At 39.3% G+C, this 19,358-nt stretch carries 18 protein-coding genes and 1 pseudogene; 13 read left to right on the top strand and 6 right to left on the bottom strand.

What is annotated here, in order from left to right; genetic code table 11:
- Positions 1–8: 8 nt before the first annotated feature.
- The 3 genes from H7R46_RS11980 to H7R46_RS11970 all read left to right on the top strand — a co-directional run bounded on the left by H7R46_RS11980 (position 9) and on the right by H7R46_RS11970 (position 2,663).
- On the top strand, positions 9–1,328 hold the full coding sequence (locus H7R46_RS11980; protein WP_002121613.1) for an adenylosuccinate synthase: 1,320 nt from the start codon (positions 9–11) through the stop codon (positions 1,326–1,328).
- A gap of 122 nt (positions 1,329–1,450) precedes the next feature.
- On the top strand, positions 1,451–1,768 hold the full coding sequence (locus H7R46_RS11975) for a hypothetical protein (protein ID WP_002121533.1): 318 nt from the start codon (positions 1,451–1,453) through the stop codon (positions 1,766–1,768).
- A 115-nt stretch (positions 1,769–1,883) separates the two neighbouring features.
- Positions 1,884–2,663 carry a M48 family metallopeptidase gene (locus H7R46_RS11970; RefSeq protein WP_002121572.1) on the top strand — a complete coding sequence of 260 codons (780 nt, stop codon included), beginning with the start codon at positions 1,884–1,886 and terminating at the stop codon, positions 2,661–2,663.
- Positions 2,664–2,718: 55 nt separating this feature from the next.
- Here H7R46_RS11970 and H7R46_RS11965 read toward each other — a convergent pair whose 3' ends face one another.
- Together H7R46_RS11965 and crp are read right to left on the bottom strand one after the other, a co-directional pair.
- The gene (locus H7R46_RS11965) at positions 2,719–3,768 is read right to left on the bottom strand and encodes an NADP(H)-dependent aldo-keto reductase (RefSeq protein WP_005070322.1); all 1,050 of its coding nucleotides are present in this window, start codon (positions 3,766–3,768) and stop codon (positions 2,719–2,721) included.
- Between the two features lie 159 nt (positions 3,769–3,927).
- On the bottom strand, positions 3,928–4,635 hold the full coding sequence (gene crp, locus H7R46_RS11960) for a cAMP-activated global transcriptional regulator CRP (RefSeq protein WP_005070320.1): 708 nt from the start codon (positions 4,633–4,635) through the stop codon (positions 3,928–3,930).
- Positions 4,636–4,875: 240 nt separating this feature from the next.
- On the opposite strand from crp, the gene H7R46_RS11955 reads away from it, so the two are divergent.
- From H7R46_RS11955 to H7R46_RS11945, 3 genes and pseudogenes are all read left to right on the top strand, one after another.
- Positions 4,876–4,995 (top strand): hypothetical protein, encoded by a 120-nt coding sequence (locus tag H7R46_RS11955; RefSeq protein ID WP_002121587.1) that lies wholly within the window; start codon positions 4,876–4,878, stop codon positions 4,993–4,995.
- 78 nt (positions 4,996–5,073) lie between these two features.
- Entirely contained in the window at positions 5,074–5,496 is a 423-nt protein-coding gene (locus tag H7R46_RS11950; protein ID WP_005070319.1) for an OsmC family protein, read from the top strand.
- A 96-nt stretch (positions 5,497–5,592) separates the two neighbouring features.
- Positions 5,593–6,019: pseudogene (locus H7R46_RS11945) on the top strand (GNAT family N-acetyltransferase).
- Here H7R46_RS11945 and H7R46_RS11940 read toward each other — a convergent pair.
- Positions 6,016–6,825, bottom strand: coding sequence for a M23 family metallopeptidase (locus H7R46_RS11940; protein ID WP_182924208.1), 810 nt, complete (start codon positions 6,823–6,825; stop codon positions 6,016–6,018). The pseudogene H7R46_RS11945 and the gene H7R46_RS11940 sit on opposite strands and share 4 nt — an antisense overlap.
- Positions 6,826–7,124: 299 nt before the next feature.
- On the opposite strand from H7R46_RS11940, the gene clpB reads away from it, so the two are divergent.
- Positions 7,125–9,704 carry an ATP-dependent chaperone ClpB gene (gene clpB / locus H7R46_RS11935; protein ID WP_005070314.1) on the top strand — a complete coding sequence of 860 codons (2,580 nt, stop codon included), beginning with the start codon at positions 7,125–7,127 and terminating at the stop codon, positions 9,702–9,704.
- A 50-nt stretch (positions 9,705–9,754) separates the two neighbouring features.
- Here clpB and H7R46_RS11930 read toward each other — a convergent pair whose 3' ends face one another.
- The gene (locus H7R46_RS11930) at positions 9,755–10,249 is read right to left on the bottom strand and encodes a CinA family protein (protein ID WP_005070312.1); all 495 of its coding nucleotides are present in this window, start codon (positions 10,247–10,249) and stop codon (positions 9,755–9,757) included.
- Positions 10,250–10,517: 268 nt separating this feature from the next.
- Here H7R46_RS11930 and H7R46_RS11925 point away from each other — a divergent pair, with 268 nt between their 5' ends.
- Positions 10,518–10,934 (top strand): hypothetical protein, encoded by a 417-nt coding sequence (locus H7R46_RS11925; RefSeq protein ID WP_005070310.1) that lies wholly within the window; start codon positions 10,518–10,520, stop codon positions 10,932–10,934.
- Positions 10,935–10,952: 18 nt separating this feature from the next.
- Here the strand turns inward: H7R46_RS11925 and rlmKL are convergent, their stop codons facing one another.
- Entirely contained in the window at positions 10,953–13,163 is a 2,211-nt protein-coding gene (rlmKL, locus tag H7R46_RS11920; protein ID WP_025469846.1) for a bifunctional 23S rRNA (guanine(2069)-N(7))-methyltransferase RlmK/23S rRNA (guanine(2445)-N(2))-methyltransferase RlmL, read from the bottom strand.
- A 240-nt stretch (positions 13,164–13,403) separates the two neighbouring features.
- On the opposite strand from rlmKL, the gene H7R46_RS11915 reads away from it, so the two are divergent.
- The 5 genes from H7R46_RS11915 to H7R46_RS11895 all read left to right on the top strand — a co-directional run bounded on the left by H7R46_RS11915 (position 13,404) and on the right by H7R46_RS11895 (position 18,645).
- Positions 13,404–13,748: a hypothetical protein gene (locus H7R46_RS11915; protein ID WP_005070307.1), complete on the top strand. Its 345-nt coding sequence runs from the start codon at positions 13,404–13,406 to the stop codon at positions 13,746–13,748.
- 124 nt (positions 13,749–13,872) lie between these two features.
- Positions 13,873–14,889 (top strand): aspartate carbamoyltransferase catalytic subunit, encoded by a 1,017-nt coding sequence (locus H7R46_RS11910; protein WP_005070304.1) that lies wholly within the window; start codon positions 13,873–13,875, stop codon positions 14,887–14,889.
- Positions 14,890–14,901: 12 nt separating this feature from the next.
- A complete protein-coding gene (locus H7R46_RS11905; protein WP_005070303.1) occupies positions 14,902–16,137 on the top strand; it encodes a dihydroorotase in 1,236 nt (411 codons plus the stop codon).
- Between the two features lie 213 nt (positions 16,138–16,350).
- Positions 16,351–17,772, top strand: a complete 1,422-nt coding sequence (locus H7R46_RS11900) for an OmpA family protein (RefSeq protein WP_182924207.1) — start codon at positions 16,351–16,353, stop codon at positions 17,770–17,772.
- Between the two features lie 93 nt (positions 17,773–17,865).
- Complete coding sequence (locus H7R46_RS11895) at positions 17,866–18,645, top strand: Rossmann-like and DUF2520 domain-containing protein (RefSeq protein WP_005070301.1); 780 nt, start codon at positions 17,866–17,868, stop codon at positions 18,643–18,645.
- 14 nt (positions 18,646–18,659) lie between these two features.
- Here H7R46_RS11895 and H7R46_RS11890 read toward each other — a convergent pair whose 3' ends face one another.
- A complete protein-coding gene (locus H7R46_RS11890) occupies positions 18,660–19,286 on the bottom strand; it encodes a glutathione S-transferase family protein (RefSeq protein WP_005070298.1) in 627 nt (208 codons plus the stop codon).
- Positions 19,287–19,358 lie beyond the last annotated feature (72 nt).

The raw sequence follows: 19,358 nt of genomic DNA, 5'->3' as shown, positions 1-19,358 counted from the left end.
AGGCTATTATGGGCAAAAATGTTGTGGTACTTGGTACCCAATGGGGCGACGAAGGTAAAGGTAAAATCGTCGACCTGCTCACAGATCAGGCGGCTGCGGTAGTACGTTATCAAGGCGGACATAACGCAGGTCATACTCTTGTCGTAGGTGGTAAAAAGACTGTATTGCACCTCATTCCATCAGGCATTTTACGTGAAAACGTATTGTGCTTAATTGGTAATGGTGTAGTACTTTCACCAGCCGCGTTAATTGAAGAAATGGGAATTTTGGAAGCAGAAGGTGTTCCTGTTAAAGAACGTCTACGTATTTCTCCAAACTGTCCACTCATTTTGCCTAACCACATTGCACTTGATCAGGCACGTGAGAAGAAACGTGGTAATGCTAAAATCGGTACTACAGGTCGTGGTATTGGTCCTGCATACGAAGATAAAGTAGCTCGCCGTGCAGTGCGTGTTGCTGACCTTGTTCGTGGTGGTGCAGCGTTAGAAGAAAAACTTCAAGAAATGCTTGAGTTACATAACTTCCAATTAACTCAGTTCTACGGTGTAGAAGCTGTTAAATTTGAAGATGTATTGGCTCTTTGCAACCAATGGCGTGAAGTGCTTGCTCCATTAGTGATTGACGTTACTAAAGTGTTGCATGACTATCGCAAAGAAGGTAAGGCTGTAATGTTTGAAGGAGCTCAAGGCTCACTTCTAGACATCGACCACGGTACTTATCCGTATGTTACAAGTTCAAATACAACTGCGGGTGGCGTAAGCTCTGGTTCAGGTATGGGGCCTTTACATCTTGATTATGTATTAGGTATTACTAAAGCTTATACAACACGTGTAGGTGCAGGTCCATTCCCAACTGAATTGGTTTACGATGCAGCTGCTGATTCTGGTGATCCGATTGGTAAACACCTAGGTACAGTTGGTCATGAATTTGGTGCTTCTACTGGCCGTCAACGTCGTTGTGGTTGGTTTGATGCTGAAATTCTTCGCCGTTCTGTAGATGTAAACTCACTTTCAGGTATTTGCTTAACTAAACTTGACGTTTTAGATGGTTTGGAAGAAGTAAAAATCTGTGTAGGTTATGAAAATACAGATTCAGGTTGTGTCGGTTCTTCAGATGCGGTTTCTTTTGAATGCTTGAAGCCAATCTATGAAACTATGCCTGGTTGGAGCGAGTCGACTGTTGGTTTAACTAGTATCGATCAATTACCAGCAAATGCTTTGGCTTATGTTAAGCGTATTGAACAATTAATCGAATGTCCGATTGATATCGTTTCAACTGGTCCAGATCGTGCAGAAACAATTGTTTTACGTCATCCATTCTCTGCTTAATTAGCAAAGATTAAAAAGGCCTCCTGAAAGGGGGCTTTTTTTATACCCGACTAAAGTGCAGTTTTCGTTTTATTAGATTCAGATTAAAACGTTATATATAGATAAGGAAGGATGGGCTCAGGATGAAGCTGCAACCAACTATTTCAAAAACAATTTTTTATTCTTTTTTATTTGCTATTGGTGGTTCACCCACGCTGGCGATGTTGGTTATTTATGGACAGGAATATCATGAAGATTTCTTTATGACTGCTTTTATGAGTTTGTCGGTTTTGTTCGCATGTGTGTTAATTCCTGTTGTACTCATACAAAATAGTTATTTACTCTGGAAACGGGAAAGTCCTAATCTTGAAGAGAAAGTTAAAACCTTAAGTCATGTTTATCTGGGTTTAAATGTAATCTGTTTAATTTTCTGGATTTATTTGATGACTTTATCTACTTGATCGTTACATAAATACTATGATCATGAAGAAATGAGACATTCAAAGCATGAGTGGTATTTCTTATAATAAGTGCAAAAGAATAAACAGCTTTTTATCGATTTAGGTGATCCGTGTTATGAATAAAAAACTCTTTTTAAGCTTGTGTGCAGCAAGTGTGATGACCATTTCTGGCTGTGCAACAGTAGCGGACATGGCTGGTGCAGATACTGCAACCTTAAATGCTCAATCTGCTCAAGGTTTTAATAAGATGGTGCAGGAAGCACGTGGTAAGGGTGCTCTCGATACAAGCTCTAGTACATATAACCGTATTAATGCTGTATTCAACCGTTTAAAACCATATGCCAACCAGATGAATCAGACTGGTCAACCATTTAGCTGGCAGTTAGCGGTGTTGAAATCAGATACAATTAACGCTTACGTTGCACCTGGTGGCAAGGTCGTGTTCTATACAGGTATTGTGAATAAGTTGAACCTGACAGATGCTGAAATTGCAGCTGTTATGGGACATGAAATGACACATGCTTTAGAGGAGCATGCAAAAAGTAAAATCGGTGCACAAGCTTTAACTGATTTAGCTCTAGGCATCGGTTTAAGCTATGCGGGTAATAATGTAGGCCAGCTTGGTACTGCTGCCGCTCAGTTAGGTACACAAGTGGGTGTAGGCTTACCATATTCTCGTAGCTTGGAAAGTCGTGCTGACCAAGGTGGTTTAATGTTGATGGCGCGTGCAGGCTATAATCCAAATGCAGCGATTACGCTTTGGGAAAAAATGAATAAGCTTGAAGGTGGCGGTGGTTCATCATTCTTGTCTACTCACCCATCTAACTCACAACGTATTGGTGATATGCGTAAAAACTTACCTGCGGCAATGGCAGTTTATAATAGCCGCAAATAAGATGTAAATTTTATATAGATAAAGGAAACGGATGCTTAAGCATCCGTTTTTTTATTTAAGGAGCAGGGTTGGGTTGTTGGGTATGGATGGCCTCAATACCTTTTAGAACTTCACTTGGTAATTCAATCTCAAATGCCTGAATATTTTCTTTGAGTTGATCTAAATTAGTGGCACCAATAATTGTGCTGGTCACAAAGAACTGTTGTTTAATAAAAGCTAAGGCCATCTGAGTCAAGCTTAGTCCATGCTTTTCTGCTAGCTGTGCATATTGTTCTGTTGCCCACTCACTTTGAGGGTTACTGTAGCGGCTAAAGCGAGGGAATAGTGTCACACGAGCATTAGCGGGACGTGCACCATTTCTAAACTTGCCAGTTAGGTAACCAAAAGCCAGAGGAGAGTAGGCGAGCAAGCCGACATCCTCATATTTAGCAATCTCTGACATACCTATTTCATAAGTACGGTTAAGAAGACTATAAGGGTTTTGAACACTTACAAATTTACTGACACCTAGCTTTTCGGCCAAATGTAAAAAATTCATGGTGCCCCACGGGGTTTCATTTGATAAACCAATATAGCGAATGCGTCCGCGATTAATCTCTTCTTGTAGAGCAAGTAATGTTTCTTCTAGAGGTGTTGTGTCGTAATCATTTTCAGCTTGCTGATTACCATAAGCGAGCGTACCAAAAAAGTTGGTATGACGTTCAGGCCAATGCAGTTGATAAAGGTCGATATAGTCCGTTTGGAGGCGTTTAAGTGATCCATCTAGAGCTTTGGCAATATGGTCACTGTTAAAGCGTGTATTGCCTTCTCGGATGTGTGTTCCTCCAAAGCCAGGACCTGCAATTTTAGATGCGAGAAAGACTTTGTCACGTTGTCCATTTTGGGCAAACCAATTGCCAATAATCGTTTCAGTTGCGCCATAAGTTTCAGGTTTTGGTGGAACGGAATACATCTCTGCCGTATCCCAAAAATATAAACCATGGGCCAAGGCGTAATTGAGTTGTTCAAAAGCTTCTTGTTGGGAGTTTTGCTCACCAAATGTCATGGTGCCTAAACAAATTTCTGGAAGTTTAAGGCCTGTGCGACTAAGTGGGTTAAATTGCATACAGCGGAATCCTTGGAAATTTTGAGTTAGCCTAACGGAGAATATGTATTCAACTTAAATCATAAAATTAGAATAGTTTGTAAGTTTTGTGTATTAACTCATTGTTGCATATAAAAAAAGCAAACCGAAGTTTGCTTTTTATTAAAAATTTAATGAATATTATTCTTCATCGTCGTAGTCATCATCAGAAACAGTGTTTTCTTCTAATGATGCATCAAAAATAAGAATGGCTTTACCATCAGTTTGGATCATACCTTGATCTTCTAAGGTTTTAAGTACACGACCAACCATCTCACGCGAACATCCAACAATACGGCCAATTTCTTGACGAGTAATACGAATTTGACGACCATTCGGCAAAATCATTGCTTCTGGTTGAGAAGATAGATCGATTAAGCAACGTGCAATACGGCCAGACACATCAATGAACGCAAGATCTGTCATTTTACGAGTCGTATTTTTTAGACGGCGAACTAATTGTGCAAAAACAGCATAGCTTAAGTCTGGGTATTGTTTGCTAAGTTCGTGGAAGTTGTCATAAGAGATCTCTGCAATTTCACAGACATCACGAGTTCGAACTTCGGCTGTACGTTGAGGGTTCGGTTCGAAAAGCCCCATTTCCCCAAAGAAATCGCCCGGATTTAAATACGCAACAACAATTTCACGTTCGTCATCTTCACGCAAAATAATTGAAACTGAGCCTTTTAAAATTAAATATAAAGATTTTGACTCTGTTCCGGCATCAACAATTGTGGTTCGTTTTGGATATCTGTTGATGTGAGCACGTTTTAACAATGCTTTAACGGATTCAGGTAGTTGCCCCGGAGATAAAGCATCTGTGCTGAGTTGTGAAAAATTTGAAGTCATGCTTAATATGTTCCGAATAGGGTAAACAATTCACACAAGCTCGAGATGAGCTATTACACAGAAGAGATGAAATTCCTTATCAACTCATTTTATGTTAGTGTACAAAACAAGGGCCTGTTGACATTTCACAGATGGTTGCAACATAAGACAATTCTTTTAGACGTACCAAATAAGAACTATGAAATTTAGCCATTCTAAATAAATAGATCTTAACAATGGAACGTACAAAATAACTTGGTCTTGCGCTATGCCTGCGCTGCTTTAATTGCAACTCAGATTATGGCTGAAATTTCACAAACTTTATTACAAAACTGGACAAAGGATTGCCATTGTCTGGGTTTTGCGTCTTATTTGGATTAATTTTTAGCTATAACGCAATCCATAGATGAAATGTCAACAGACCCTGCTTAAATTTATAATTTTTTTTGGGTAGTTGCAATGCAAACAAGTGTACATTGGCTAGAGAATGTTGCTTTTGAAGCGAAATCGGATAGTGGGCATAGTGTCATCATGGACGGCTCACCTGAGTATGGTGGTGAAAACCGTGGTCCACGCCCTATGGAATTGATATTAATGGGACTTGGTGGGTGTGCTTCGTTTGATATTGTGACCATTTTAAAGAAATCTCGCCAAGATGTGACAAATGTTGTATGTAATTTAAAAGCTGAGCGCGCTGACGCAATTCCGGCTGTGTTTACTAAAATCCACTTACATTTTGTGATAACTGGTAAAGCTGTGAAAGAAAAGCAGGTTGCAAAAGCAGTTGAATTGTCTGCCGAGAAATATTGTTCAGCGAGTAAAATGCTTTCTGACGGTGGTGTTGAAATTACACATGACTTCGAAATTATTGAAGCGGAATAAGGCATTTTTTTGATAACTAGAAATTAAAAAAAGCTGACATGAGAGTTGGCTTTTTTTATTGTCAAAAATAACTAAAAAATAATAGAGAGAAGAAAAGTGAATATTCGTTCTGCTAAATTAGAAGATACTCAAGCCATATGTGATCTACTTAAACAGATGGGATACCCACAGCCTCTTGCTCTTATTCAAGAAAAATTTGAGATACTCCATAATGACGCTAACTCACAAATTTTGATTGCTGAAGAGAGGGGGTAAAATTTATGGTTTTTTATCTCTCTACTTTATTCCGCAAATTGCCTTACACGGTGACTTTGCCAAAATATGCTATCTGTGTGTTGATGAGAATATGCGTAGCAAAGGTGTAGGGCATTTACTTGTAAAGGAGGCTGAGCAACAAGCCAGACGCCGAGGGTGTGATCGAATGGAACTGCATTCAGGAATGCAAAGACCTTTGGCACATCAATTTTACCTAAGAGAAGGCTATATCGAAGCGCCAAAGTATTTTCGTAAAGCTTTAAATTAACGAGCTGTATTTAGAAAGAGCTGAGGATCTACCCGAGCATTATTAAGGCTCATGCCCCAATGCAGATGAGGGTCTGTCACGCGTCCTATTTTGCCTACTAAACCTAGTGTTTCTCCTTGGCGGATATGTTGGCCTTTCTCTACTTTAATTGCGCTTAAATGGCAGAACATGCTGACTAAGCCTTGGCCATGATCAATCAACACGGTTTGTCCATTAAAAAAATAAGATCCAGTTTGGATAACCACACCATCTGCGGGAGCAACAACTTTTTGTCCTACTGGCGCAGGAATATCTAGACCTGAGTGAGGCGCGCGTTCCTCGCCGTTAAAGAAGCGTTTTCTTCCAAAAGAGTTGCTAAATTTCCCTGAAGTCGGGCGTATAAATGTAGGTAGGATTTGCCATGAGCTCTGTGTAAATGAGGTATACACATCATTTTGTTCTTTTGCTTCTTGAGCGTAGCGGTCTAATTGACTTTGATTAGGGTTCACATAATCTTGGTTCGTGACTTTAATCCGTTGTTCTGCGTAATGATAAGACTTAACTTCTATTTGAATCGGGGCTTTATTTGTGTCGAGTTGAATACTGCCGATTGGAGTAGATAAAGGAATACCAAGCACGGCATAACGCTGCTGACCTTCTTGGCTAATTAAAACAGGCTTTTGTTGAAAAGTGACCTGAGTAATATCAGTACTTAGAGGAACAACTGCAATTCCACCAGGTCGTCTGGAGTCTTGTGGAAGCTGAGCGATTGCTAGTGCCGAAGTAAAAAGACAAGTTGTTGTTAATATAATGTGTTTAAAGTGCATTTTCATTTCAAAACGAGTAGGAAACTAGCAAGATAAACTAAAGCTTAATCACTACATTCTCAATGAGGACTTTGTGAAAAGCGTAGTAAGAATAAGCATGAATCTAAATATTCAATCATTTTAATAAAATGTAGCTGAACTGTACTTGAAATATATACAAAACAATCCCATATTATAATGGAGTTTTACTCATTGTTATTTTTATAACATTATGAAAAATATATAAAAATTTATTTGAAATCCGAAGAAGTGTTCCCATCTATTAGACAAGTACAAATTTGTTGTGAGGAATAACAAGAATGCGTTTTGAGAAATTTACAAACCGCTTGCAGCAAGCCCTCTCAGATGCTCAATCTTTAGCGATGGGTAAAGACCATACCGCTATCGCAGGTATTCATATTTTGTCTACCTTGTTAGAAGAGCCATCAAATATTAGTTTGTTGCAACAAGCAGGTGCACGGTTACCTGAACTTAAACAAAAACTTGAACAGGCTATAAAAGATGCGCCGACAATTGCCAACCCAACGGGTGATGTCAACTTAAACCCAGAAGCCGTTAAAGCGCTTAATTTGGCAGACAGATATGCGCAAAAGGCAGGTGATGAATTTTTATCAACTGACTGGGTTTTATTAGGTTTGGCAGAGACAGGCGAAACTAAAAATATTTTAAGTGCGGTAGGTGTAACTCCCGACAGCTTACGCAAAGTAATTGAACATATTCGAGGTAATGACAAAGTCATGAGTAATAATCACGAAGACCAACGTGACTCACTTAATAAATATACGATTGATTTAACAGAGCGTGCTTTATCTGGAAAACTTGATCCTGTCATTGGGCGTGACGATGAAATTCGCCGTACCATTCAGGTGTTATCGCGTCGTACCAAAAACAACCCTGTTCTTATTGGTGAGCCGGGTGTAGGTAAAACCGCTATTGTTGAAGGTTTGGCACAGCGTATTGTGAATGGTGAAGTGCCAGAGGGATTAAAAAATAAACGTGTTTTATCCCTCGACTTAGGTTCATTACTGGCTGGTGCTAAATATCGTGGTGAGTTTGAAGAACGTTTAAAAGCTGTTCTAAAAGACTTGGCAAAACACGAAGGCGAAATCATCCTGTTTATTGATGAGTTACATACACTCGTAGGTGCAGGTAAAGGTGATGGCGCGATGGATGCAGGTAATATGTTAAAACCTGCGTTGGCTCGTGGTGAATTGCGCTGTGTGGGTGCGACGACCTTAGATGAATATCGTCAATATATTGAAAAAGATGCAGCTTTAGAGCGTCGTTTCCAGAAAGTACTGGTTGATGAGCCAAGTGTTGAAGATACGATTGCAATTTTACGTGGACTTAAAGAAAAATATGCCACTCACCATGGTGTGCAAATTTTAGACTCTGCGATTATTGCTGCGGCGAAAATGTCTCATCGTTACATCACTGATCGTCAATTACCAGACAAGGCAATTGATTTGATTGATGAGGCAGCTTCTCGTATTAAAATGGAGATTGACTCTAAACCTGAAGCACTTGATAAGCTCGATCGCCGTTTAATCCAGTTGAAAATGCAATTGGAAGCTGTGAAAAAAGATGAAGATGTCGGCAGTAAAGCTGAAGTCACTCATCTTGAAAAACAGATTGCTGAAGTCGAGAAAGAGTACAACGATCTTGAAGAAATCTGGAAATCTGAGAAGACTCTTGTCGAGGGTACTAAACAGGCTCAGGTGGAACTTGATAAAGCGCGTATTGCTTTTGAGAAAGCTCAGCGTGAAGGTGATTTGGCTGAGGCAGCACGCTTACAATATGGCGTAATTCCAGAGTTGCAAAAACAACTGGAGCAAGATGAAGTTGCAGAAGAGAACGAAGAGCCAAAACTCATTCGTACTAAAGTAACTGAAAATGAAATTGCCGAAGTTGTTAGTGCTGCGACAGGTATCCCCGTTGCTAAAATGATGCAAGGCGAACGTGAAAAACTTCTTAATATGGAGGAGTTTTTACATGACCGCGTAGTTGGGCAAGATGAAGCTGTTGTTGCGGTGTCGAATGCAGTTCGTCGTTCACGTGCCGGTTTGTCTGACCCGAATCGTCCAAGTGGTTCATTCTTGTTCTTGGGTCCAACAGGTGTTGGTAAAACTGAGTTGACTAAAGCGCTGGCTAACTTCTTGTTTGACAGTGATGATGCCATGATTCGTATCGATATGAGTGAATTCATGGAGAAACATTCTGTTAGCCGTTTGGTTGGTGCACCTCCAGGATATGTCGGTTATGAAGAAGGCGGTGTTTTAACTGAAGCTGTTCGCCGTAAGCCATATAGTGTGGTGTTGTTTGATGAGGTTGAAAAAGCACATCCAGATGTATTCAATATCTTGCTCCAAGTGTTGGACGATGGCCGCTTAACAGACTCACAAGGTCGAGTAGTAGACTTTAAAAATACGGTAATTGTGATGACTTCGAACTTAGGTTCACAAGATGTACGTGAGCTAGGCGAGGGTGCAACAGACGATGAAGTGCGTACCATTGTAATGAATGCAGTTAGTCAGCATTTCCGTCCGGAATTTATTAACCGGATTGATGAGCTTGTAATTTTCCATTCACTCAAAAAAGCACAAATTCGTGGCATTGCCGATATTCAGTTGGATCGATTACGTTCGCGTCTTGTTGATCGTGACATGAGTTTAACCGTAGATGATACCGCTTTTGATTTATTGATTGATGCTGGTTTCGATCCTGTCTATGGCGCGCGTCCATTGAAACGTGCGATTCAACAACAGATTGAAAACACATTAGCACAAAAAATCTTGTCGGGTGATTTTGTCGCAGGTGATACTATTCTAGTTAAAGGCGAAAATGGGCATTTAGTCTTCGATAAAATGAAACTCAGCTAAGCTTTGTCTGCTAAAACCGGAAAGAGAATATGGAAACATATTCTCTTTTTTTATGGTGAATCAGTTTTTAGGGTTGATGTGAGCAAAGCAATTATGGCATCTGAAACTTTCTGAGTTAATGTCTTTAACTTTTGTTCTGAGTGACCAGATAAAAAATAACGATAATGATAAATATGATGTTGGTAAGAAATGCAAATAAAAAAGGTGCCCACAGGTTTTTCTGGGGTTTCACTTCCTCCAGATTTTAATAGCCCAGTACAACTGACAATAATATCAGCTTGTTGAAATAAGCTTTGACCCAGCCTACACATTTCTTCTGTGACTTGCGGTGACTCTGCCGTGTAAGTCTCTATTAACTTTGGATCGATATTTAAAATACTAATTTTAATGCTTGGGTCGTAGCTAACTAAGCCACCTAGTAAAATATCTGCACCACTATTTTTGTGAATAGAAAACTGACTTGTTAAATAACCCGAACTCGCACTCTCAATAAAAGCAATTTTGAACTGGCGATCTTCTAATAATTGGCAGCACTGCTGAAGCATTATTTCACCTCGAATGGTGTTTATTTATAAATAAAATCAATTTACAGATAAATTTTAAAATTACAGTAAGTGATTTAGCAGTGTCGTACAAGTCTGAAATAAAAATCTATAAAACAACTTGAATATTCACTAAATGCTTGTGAAATATTTCAGGTTTTAAAATGATCAATGTTAATTGTCGGGAAGTCTATTTATAACATTGCGACATGTTTAAAAAATTGTTAATTTTGTTCGATATAACGAACAATAACAATTTAGGATAAATGCAATGAACAATAAACAAGGACCTGCGCTGTGTATTTTAGGTTGTATTATACTGATACCAATTAACGTATGGGCTGCGCAGCCTCTAAGTGAGGGGGCCTTAGCAACGCAAACAGGAGCGGTGAACGCAGCCTTACCTGTGATTATTGCGAAAGCTCAAGACGATGCTAAGAAACCAATGATAGAACAACAACAAGCACGTCAGGTGTTAGGGGATAATTATTTACAACAAGTTCGATGGGATGCACTTAGAACAAGTGTACTTTCACCTTATCAAGAACAAAAACAAAACCATGTTATCGATAGTAAAGAAAAGAAGAAACTGGAAATGATGGCATTACCCGAAAGAGCAGACCGATTTACCAAATATGATTTTGAATCAAAAAATGTTCATGGTGAGGTTATTATTACCGTGAAGTAATAATAACCTCTAGTCTTATTAATATTGATCTAGGCCAGGATGCTGGATTTTCCATGCACGGTGGATTTTTTGATTACGTTTAAAATCAGGGCCAATGGTCTCAGAAGTAATTTCTTCAACCTGAAAAATAGCTTCGATCTCTTCGTCCATTTCAAAACCACGATAGTTGTTTGAGAAATAGAGTGTGCCTTCACTATGTAAACGGTTCATTGCACGTTTAATGAGTGAAACATGGTCACGTTGGACGTCGAAAGTACCGTAGAACTTTTTAGAGTTGGAGAATGTCGGTGGATCGATAAAAATAAGGTCGTATTGTTCATGACCTTCTTTTAACCATTCAAAACAGTCACTTGCAAAGAACATGTGCTGTTCATCTGCATGATCTACAGTCAGGCCATTTAAAACGAAGTTTTCTTTTGACCAGCTTAAGTAAGTATTAGATAAGTCTACACTTGTCGTGCTTGCTGCACCGCCTAAAGCAGCATGTAAGCTTGCTGTAGAGGTATAGCTATATAAATTCAAGAAGTGTTTGCCACGAGCTTCTTGAGCGATACGTAAACGCATTTGACGATGGTCAAGGAATAAACCCGTATCTAGGTAATCTGTCAGGTTAACTAAAATTTTAGCTTTACCTTCCTGAACAATAAAACGTTTTGAGGCAGTACTTTGTTTTGTATATTGATTTGTACCTGTTTGGCGCGCACGTGTCTTAATAAAGATGGCATCGCGGTTTAAACCAGTAACAGCACGAATTGCAGCAAGTGCTAAATTAAAACGTTTCTTTGCTTTTTCAGGATCAATTGTCTTTGGGGGGGCATATTCCTGAACGTGTAAGCGATCGCCATATAAATCTACAGCGACATTAAAGTCAGGTAAGTCTGCATCATACAAACGTAAGCAATAGATATTTTCTTTCGTTGCCCATTTTTTCAAGGCAGTCATATTTTTTTGCAAACGGTTAGCAAAATCTTGAGCTTCTTCCATTTCAATAGGTTGAGCTTGCCAAGTTGCTAAGAATGGTTGTGTAACTTTTTCCGGCTTAATTGAACCAAAGCGAATGTAAATCGGTAATTTACCATTCATTAACCGTAAAGTTTCAGGTGCTTCAAACGCTAAAACATCGGCTTGTTCAATTTGCGCTGCAATAATTGCTGCATATTGATTTGGGAAATGTTTTTGTAAAAGCGCAGATAAACCTAGGTAAAGAGAGCGGTTAGATGCTTTATCACCTAAACGTTCACCGTAGGGAGGGTTTGTCACAATAAATGCAGTTTTGCCTTCAGCTGAAAAATCAGGCCAGTCCGCTAAAGTACGTTCTTCAATCTGAATTTGACCTAATACTTTTTCAAAGCCAGCCGCAATAATATTTTCACGGGTTGCTTTTACAGCTTCCCAGTCTGCATCGTAGGCATAAAATTTAGGTAAAGGTAATTCAAGTGCCTTTTCATGACGTTCTGCTGCTTCAGCTTTAATTGAAAGCCAAAGTTCGCGGTCATGACCATGCCAACCATTAAATCCAAAACGGCGAACAAGTCCTGGCGCACGGTCAGTCAAAATCATTAATGCTTCAATAATAAATGTACCAGAACCACACATTGGGTCGAGCACAATCTCTGGCTTACGTTGTTGAAGCTGAGCTTTTTGTAAGATTGCCGCCGCAAGGTTTTCTTTGATTGGTGCATCCGTCATATAACGACGGTAACCACGTTTATGTAATGAATCACCAGATAAATCTAAGCAGTAAGTATGTTCGGTTTTACCTGCTAAAACATATAACGTAATTTCTGGTTGTTTGGTGTCAATGCTCGGACGACGACCTACAGCTTCCATGAAAGAATCGACAACACCATCTTTTGCTCGAAGTGTTGCAAATTGAGTATTAACCTTAATTTCACGTTCTGCATGTAAGCGAATTGCGAAGGTACTTTGTGGTGCAAAAATAAGTGACCAGTCAAAGCTAATCGCACCTTCATAAAGCTCTTCAGCTACATCACGTGCATCATGTGTATGTTCGAGTTCATAAGTATGAATTGGAAGTAAAACACGAGATGCTAGACGAGACCACATACAGATGCGATAAGCATGTTCAAGCGTCCCTTCAATGATTAAACGTCCTGCTTTACGTTCTGTCACTTTGGTGCCAAGCTGTTCTATTTCTTCTTGTAAGAGGGCTTCTAAACCATCAGCACAAGTAATCCAATAGTGGTTTAAACGTAAAGAGGTATTCATAAACTCGATTGACCAAAACATATAAATATTAACGATGCAAAGTTTAACTTATTTTGATGTGTAAAGGTTTTTAAATTATTGCAACCTATCATAATCCAACCAATAAACTGATTTTTAAAGATTAATACAGTAAAAGTGGTATGTATTTTGCTAAGTCAATCCTATCAATGGTTATTTATTTAACAAACACAGCTATTTTTTAACCATTTTTATTATTTTAGATTGATGGGGTAATTATAAATGAAAGACATGATGGGGAATGGTTTTGTTTCTAATGCAGATGCTTTCTCAGTAGCTACACAAATATATGTACGCATGCGTAGGGTGACGGGGCGGGTAATAGATGCCCTGTATGTGGTTCAAAATAAAGATTATGCAAAATATGTCATTGGGCTTGCACTAGAGTCGGACGATGACGAATTAAAACGATGTGTTGAACGATTAAGATCGTTGGTTGACACAATACCGGAGCTTTCTCTGAAAGAAAAAATTACTGTTGTTAACGATGATGAAGATTCAGAAATCAGTGCCGAAGACATTTATCGAGCACAAGTTCCACATCATTATATTGGTGCCTTGAGATAATCTAGATCAAGGTCCTAAATTTTCTGGTTAATTTAGGGCCTTATTCTGTAAAGTTCTTCTGCGAAAAGAGCGGAATTCAGCTACACTATGCACGTTTTCGCGATTCGACCCATAGGAATCCATTATGCATATTGCAGCGTTGCATCAACCGAGCCAGGTTCAGCTCAATCAAGACGGAAATTTAAAACATTTTTTAACGATTGAGGGACTTTCAAAAGAAAACCTCACCAAGATTTTAGATACCGCACAAAGCTTTTTAGATGATAATAATAATTTAATTAACCGTCCGCTCTTAGAGGGATTGACGGTTATGAATCTCTTTTTTGAAAACTCCACACGTACCCGTACTACTTTTGAAGCAGCAGCAAAACGTTTGTCTGCCAATGTACTGAACATTGATATTGCACGTTCAAGTACTTCAAAAGGTGAAACTCTGCGCGATACTCTCTGGAACCTTGAAGCAATGGCCGCGGATATTTTTGTTGTTCGCCATTCATCTTCGGGTGCTGCACATTTCATTGCTAAAGATGTATGTCCAAAGGTCGCGATTATTAATGCAGGGGATGGGCGTCACGCGCATCCAACGCAAGCGATGCTTGATATGCTGACTATTCGCCGTGAAACTAAAAAACCATTTGAAGATTTAAGCGTTGCCATTATCGGGGACATTAAACACTCTCGCGTAGCACGTTCGGATGTAGCTGCATTACAAACCCTAGGTTGTAAAGATATTCGCGTGATTGCACCGAATACATTATTGCCAGTGGGCTTTTCTGAATATGGTGAGAATGTCCGCTTGTTTAACAAGATGGATGAAGGCATTACTGGTTGTGATGTGATTATTGCCTTACGTATTCAAAACGAACGTATTGACTCTCCAGCGTTATCTTCACAGTCTGAATTTTACAGAATGTATGGTTTAAACAAAGAACGTCTTGGTTTAGCTAAACCAGATTGCATTGTGATGCATCCGGGACCTATGAACCGTGGTGTAGAAATTGATTCAAGTGTTGCTGATGGAGATCAGTCGGTTATTTTGAAACAAGTAACCAATGGTATTGCAGTTCGTATGGCCGTATTGGCGTTATCAATGCAAGGCCAACTCCAAGAGCAAGGTTTAATTGAAGCGATTACGTTGTAAGGAATGGATCACATGAGTATTGTAAAAATTGAAAATGTACGTGTGTTAGACCCAATCCAAAAAACAGATAGCGTACAAACTGTATATATTGAAAATGGAAAGTTGGTTGCTCCTGTAGAGCAAGTGGAGCAAACCATTGACGGCCAAGGTAAATGGTTAATGCCAACCATGGTTGATTTATGCGCGCGTTTGCGTGAACCAGGTCAACAGCAACATGGGACATTGAAATCGGAAGGTAAGGCAGCACGTGGCAATGGTATTTTGCATGTTATTACACCACCTGATTCAAAGCCGATTGTACAAGACAACGGTGCTCTCATTCATGGCTTGATTGAAAAGGCATGGCATGATGGGGGCATTCATATGCATATCATTGGTGCTCAGACCCAAGGTTTAAATGGTAAGCAACCAGCAAACATGGCGGGCCTGAAAAAAGGTGGTTGTACTGCTGTTTCTAATGCGAATGCTGCTTTTGAAAATGACGATGTAGTTATTCGTACCTTGGAATATGCAGCGGGTCTTGGTCTAACGGTTGTGTTTTATGCTGAAGAGCCACAGATTGCTAAAGACGGATGTGCACACGAAGGCTTTATTGCTTCTCGCCAAGGTTTGCCAATGATTCCGGCAATTGCTGAAACTGTGGCGATTGCGAAATATTTGCTTATGATTGAAGCAACTGGCGTAAAAGCCCACTTTGGTTTGTTATCTTGTGGTGCATCGGTTGAATTAATCCGCGCAGCAAAAGCAAAAGGTTTACCTGTGACTGCCGATGTAGCAATGCATCAGTTGCATTTAACTGAACACTTAACTGATGGTTTCAATTCGCTAGCACATGTTCGTCCACCATTGCGTTCTGAGCAAGATAAAGAACTTTTACGTCAAGGTTTAAAAGAGGGCGTGATTGATGCAATTTGTACGCATCACGAACCTTTAAGCAGCTCCGCAAAAATGGCACCATTTGCTGAAACTCAACCGGGCATTACTGCTTTTGATACTTATGTATCTTTAGGCATTCAACTCATTAATGAAGGCTTATTTGAACCTTTAGAATGGGTGGAGAAAGTGACTAGCGTACCTGCGCAGGTTGCCAATATGACTACGCGTTGGAAAGATGAAGCAGGATGGGTGTTAGTCGATCCTGAATTAAGCTGGACAGTAAGCAAAGACACGATTTTATCGCAAGGGAAAAATACTCCATTGTTGGGCCAAAACCTTAGCGGTAAAGTACTTCAAACTTTTGCTAACTGATAAAGTGGTTATTTAAAGTAAATTTAAAATATAAACAGGTAGATCAATAAGATCTGCCTGTTTTGTAAAGACTAGATGCAAATTTGTATATAAATTATTTAAAAAACAATAAAAGATTGAACGCAGATTAGAATAAAAAACTATCAGCAAAGAGAAGTATTTGAATAATCAAAAGTTGCTGGTTACGACGTATAAAATTCGGGAGAATAACCAATGTCGATAAACCCTATAGAACTGCTTAAAGAAAAAGTATCATCAACTATATTAAATAATCAGGACGGATACCTAGGCGAAAAATCGAATGCTTTATCTAAGTTTTATCCAATTTTACTTTCATTGTTAGCTGCTAAACCTGATCTTATTGGACAATTAAAAAATAGTTTGACTCCTTCATTATCAGACCTCTTTTCTCATAATGACCAAATCAAGAATACGGTACTTACTCATTTAAGCGGTACGGCACCAAATAATGAAATCGAAAGTACACTCAATAGTGCAATTAAACCCAGCCTTAATGCAATTTCGGATGTTGCCGGAAATGATCAACAAAGTATTGTGAATTATTTACGTCAGCATGCCGAAACAATTCGTTCACATTTACCGGGATGGGCTGTTGGCCTATTAGCGCCACTAGGGCTTGATGCAGGCTTGTCTTCTGTTACACCGTCAACAGCACCACCACTTGCCGCTGCGACTGAAAAAACAGGCAAATCTCGTGGGTTCCTCCCTATTATTGCCTTAATTATTTTGGGTCTTATAATTGCTTGGTTATGGCGTTCTTGCCAGCATAAAGAAGCTGTACCAGCACCTGAACCAACGGCTGCCAGTGGTGTTGAGGCTACTACCGCAGCTGCACCTGCGAGTTTAACCTTAAGCACAGATGATAAAGGTGCTGTTAGCCAGTGTCAGGCAGGTATTGGCGATCAAGGATTCTTAGCAACCCTACAAACTCAAGTTAAACAGGTTTTCTCATCAACTCAAGATTGTAACGTTGATACTAGTCAAACTTATGCATCTGGATTTACAGATAAAGATGCACTTGCTGGCGTGCTTGGTGCCTTAAAAGGTGTGCCAAATGCATCTTTAGAATGGATAGGTGACAAAATTACTTTGAAAGCAGGTGATGCAGCAGCGTTAGCAGCATTAACCGCAAAAGTAAAAGCTCTTGTTCCTCACACTGAAGTTGTTTCTACTGCACCAGAAACAGCTGAGCAATCTGTAAGCAATAGCTTAACTGCTTCGCAAACTGCTCTAGGCTCAATTGATCCGAATAATGTCGATGTAAATGCATTAGTAAAAGCACTTAACTTGCAAATCATTAACTTTGCGAGTGGCTCAAGCGATATTCCAGCAGACAACAAAGCTATTCTTGATCAAGCTGCAACACTTTTAAATAAAGTCAGTGGTGTGAAATTAAATGTGGGTGGTCACACTGACTCGACGGGTAATGCAGCAGCAAATAAAGCTTTATCACAACGCCGTGCTCAAGCAGTAGTTGACTATTTAATATCTAAAGGTGTAGACGGGTCTAAATTAGTTGCACAAGGTCATGGCTCTGATCAACCAGTTGCAGAGAACACGACAGAAGAAGGACGTTTTAAAAACCGTCGTATCGAGTTTTCAGTAGCTCAATAATGCTCTGATGAATTAAAAATTAGTTATTTTAATTTGAAAAAAGCTTCTCATTTTGAGAAGCTTTTTTGTTGAAATAAATAGTGTTGGATTGATATGAAAATCAGTTTGGTTGGAAGTGGGCGAGTTGCCTTTCATTTGGCAAAGGCTTTATTGGGCCAAGGTCATCACATCATACAAGTCTATGCGCGTGATTTTGAGAAAACCCAAAAGTTTGCAGAGCAATTCCAGTCAAAAGCATGTCAGTCTCTTCGCGAATTTCAACCGACCGATCTTATCATTTTAGCGGTTTCAGATAGTGCTATTGCAGAGCTTGTAAAAAAAGTTCATGAATTCTTTCCTGACACACTTATGGTTCATACCTCTGGTAGTACTGATATTGAAGTCATCAGTCAGGTACATACAAAAGCAGGGGTATTTTATCCTTTGCAAACTTTCAGTCTTGAAAGAGACGTCGATTGGCAAGCCACACCATTATTTGTTGAAGCGGTAACAGATACTGATCAAGAACTACTTTCAGATTTAGCAAATAGCCTAAGTAATCGAGTATATCAATACACCTCAAAACAGCGTTTAACTTTGCATTTGGCAGCAGTATTTGCCTGTAATTTTACTAATTATTGTTTTGATATGGCAAAGCAGGTAGTAGATAAAGAGCAGGTCGACTTTAGTTTGCTCTATCCTTTAATTTTGGAAACAGCAAAAAAAGCGACTGAAAATGATCCAAAGCAAATGCAAACAGGGCCTGCCGTAAGGGGGGATCAAAATATCTTGACAATGCATCAAGGCTTATTGGCTCAAGCAAATCAAGATGACTTAAAACAGGTCTATCAAATTTTAAGTGATGGCATCGTGAAGCGCCATCACTCGGTTTAAAGCTTATTTAAAAATTAAGGTTCGCCGTTATTGCCCCATTTTAAGAAACCCGCACGTTGATTTAAACGTTCAAAATATTGGTCAACATGCTTAAGCGTTGGATGGTCAAAAGGAGTGGCTTTCCAACGTTGTACAGACAGGCCAATTGGAATATCGGCCAAGCTAAATTGTGAACCAGCAACATAGGCTTGGGTTTTTGCAAGTTGCTGATTGAGAATCTGCATATGATGATTCCAGTCATCAATACCTTGTTTTAATAAGTTTGGATCTTGATGATCTGGTGAATGTCTAAGTAAAGACATAATTGTATAAGTCCAGCTGTTATTCAGCTCGATCGCTTGCCAATCAATCCATTGGTCAACAAAAAATCTTTCTTTTGCTTGAGTAGGGTAAAGCTGATGTTCTTTATCGTAAGCATTTGCCAAATAACGGATAATACTGTTGGACTGCCAAAGCACTAAATCACCATCTATAACAACAGGTATTTGCCCGTTTGGGTTTAATTGTAAATATTCAGGTGATTGAGCAGAGCGAAAGCCTCGTCCCCAATCTTCTCTTTCATATTCAAGATTTAGTTCTTCACACAGCCATAAGACTTTGCGAACATTAATGGAGTTATCGCGCCCTAAAATTTTTAACATAGTGTTTTCTGACTTCTCGTGAGTTTAAGTAATTAGTTGTTGAAGCGTTCATTTTTATATGTTTAACATGAT

The sequence above is a fragment of the Acinetobacter sp. BEC1-S18-ESBL-01 genome, from assembly GCF_014169935.1.
Taxonomy (GTDB): Bacteria; Pseudomonadota; Gammaproteobacteria; order Pseudomonadales; family Moraxellaceae; genus Acinetobacter; species Acinetobacter pittii.
The sequence above is the reverse complement of the archived record's forward strand: the minus strand, read 5'-3'. Positions and strand labels throughout refer to the sequence as shown.

What these genes read in the sequence shown, in the direction of transcription:
- H7R46_RS11940 (WP_182924208.1), bottom strand. Translation starts at nt 6,825, where the DNA reads ATGCACTTTAAACACATTATATTAACAACAACTTGTCTTTTTACTTCG.
- H7R46_RS11905 (WP_005070303.1), top strand. Translation starts at nt 14,902, where the DNA reads ATGAGTATTGTAAAAATTGAAAATGTACGTGTGTTAGACCCAATCCAA.
- clpB (WP_005070314.1), top strand. Translation starts at nt 7,125, where the DNA reads ATGCGTTTTGAGAAATTTACAAACCGCTTGCAGCAAGCCCTCTCAGAT.
- H7R46_RS11975 (WP_002121533.1), top strand. Translation starts at nt 1,451, where the DNA reads ATGAAGCTGCAACCAACTATTTCAAAAACAATTTTTTATTCTTTTTTA.
- crp (WP_005070320.1), bottom strand. Translation starts at nt 4,635, where the DNA reads ATGACTTCAAATTTTTCACAACTCAGCACAGATGCTTTATCTCCGGGG.
- H7R46_RS11910 (WP_005070304.1), top strand. Translation starts at nt 13,873, where the DNA reads ATGCATATTGCAGCGTTGCATCAACCGAGCCAGGTTCAGCTCAATCAA.
- H7R46_RS11915 (WP_005070307.1), top strand. Translation starts at nt 13,404, where the DNA reads ATGAAAGACATGATGGGGAATGGTTTTGTTTCTAATGCAGATGCTTTC.
- H7R46_RS11890 (WP_005070298.1), bottom strand. Translation starts at nt 19,286, where the DNA reads ATGTTAAAAATTTTAGGGCGCGATAACTCCATTAATGTTCGCAAAGTC.
- rlmKL (WP_025469846.1), bottom strand. Translation starts at nt 13,163, where the DNA reads ATGAATACCTCTTTACGTTTAAACCACTATTGGATTACTTGTGCTGAT.
- H7R46_RS11965 (WP_005070322.1), bottom strand. Translation starts at nt 3,768, where the DNA reads ATGCAATTTAACCCACTTAGTCGCACAGGCCTTAAACTTCCAGAAATT.
- H7R46_RS11980 (WP_002121613.1), top strand. Translation starts at nt 9, where the DNA reads ATGGGCAAAAATGTTGTGGTACTTGGTACCCAATGGGGCGACGAAGGT.
- H7R46_RS11900 (WP_182924207.1), top strand. Translation starts at nt 16,351, where the DNA reads ATGTCGATAAACCCTATAGAACTGCTTAAAGAAAAAGTATCATCAACT.
- H7R46_RS11925 (WP_005070310.1), top strand. Translation starts at nt 10,518, where the DNA reads ATGAACAATAAACAAGGACCTGCGCTGTGTATTTTAGGTTGTATTATA.
- H7R46_RS11950 (WP_005070319.1), top strand. Translation starts at nt 5,074, where the DNA reads ATGCAAACAAGTGTACATTGGCTAGAGAATGTTGCTTTTGAAGCGAAA.
- H7R46_RS11930 (WP_005070312.1), bottom strand. Translation starts at nt 10,249, where the DNA reads ATGCTTCAGCAGTGCTGCCAATTATTAGAAGATCGCCAGTTCAAAATT.
- H7R46_RS11970 (WP_002121572.1), top strand. Translation starts at nt 1,884, where the DNA reads ATGAATAAAAAACTCTTTTTAAGCTTGTGTGCAGCAAGTGTGATGACC.
- H7R46_RS11895 (WP_005070301.1), top strand. Translation starts at nt 17,866, where the DNA reads ATGAAAATCAGTTTGGTTGGAAGTGGGCGAGTTGCCTTTCATTTGGCA.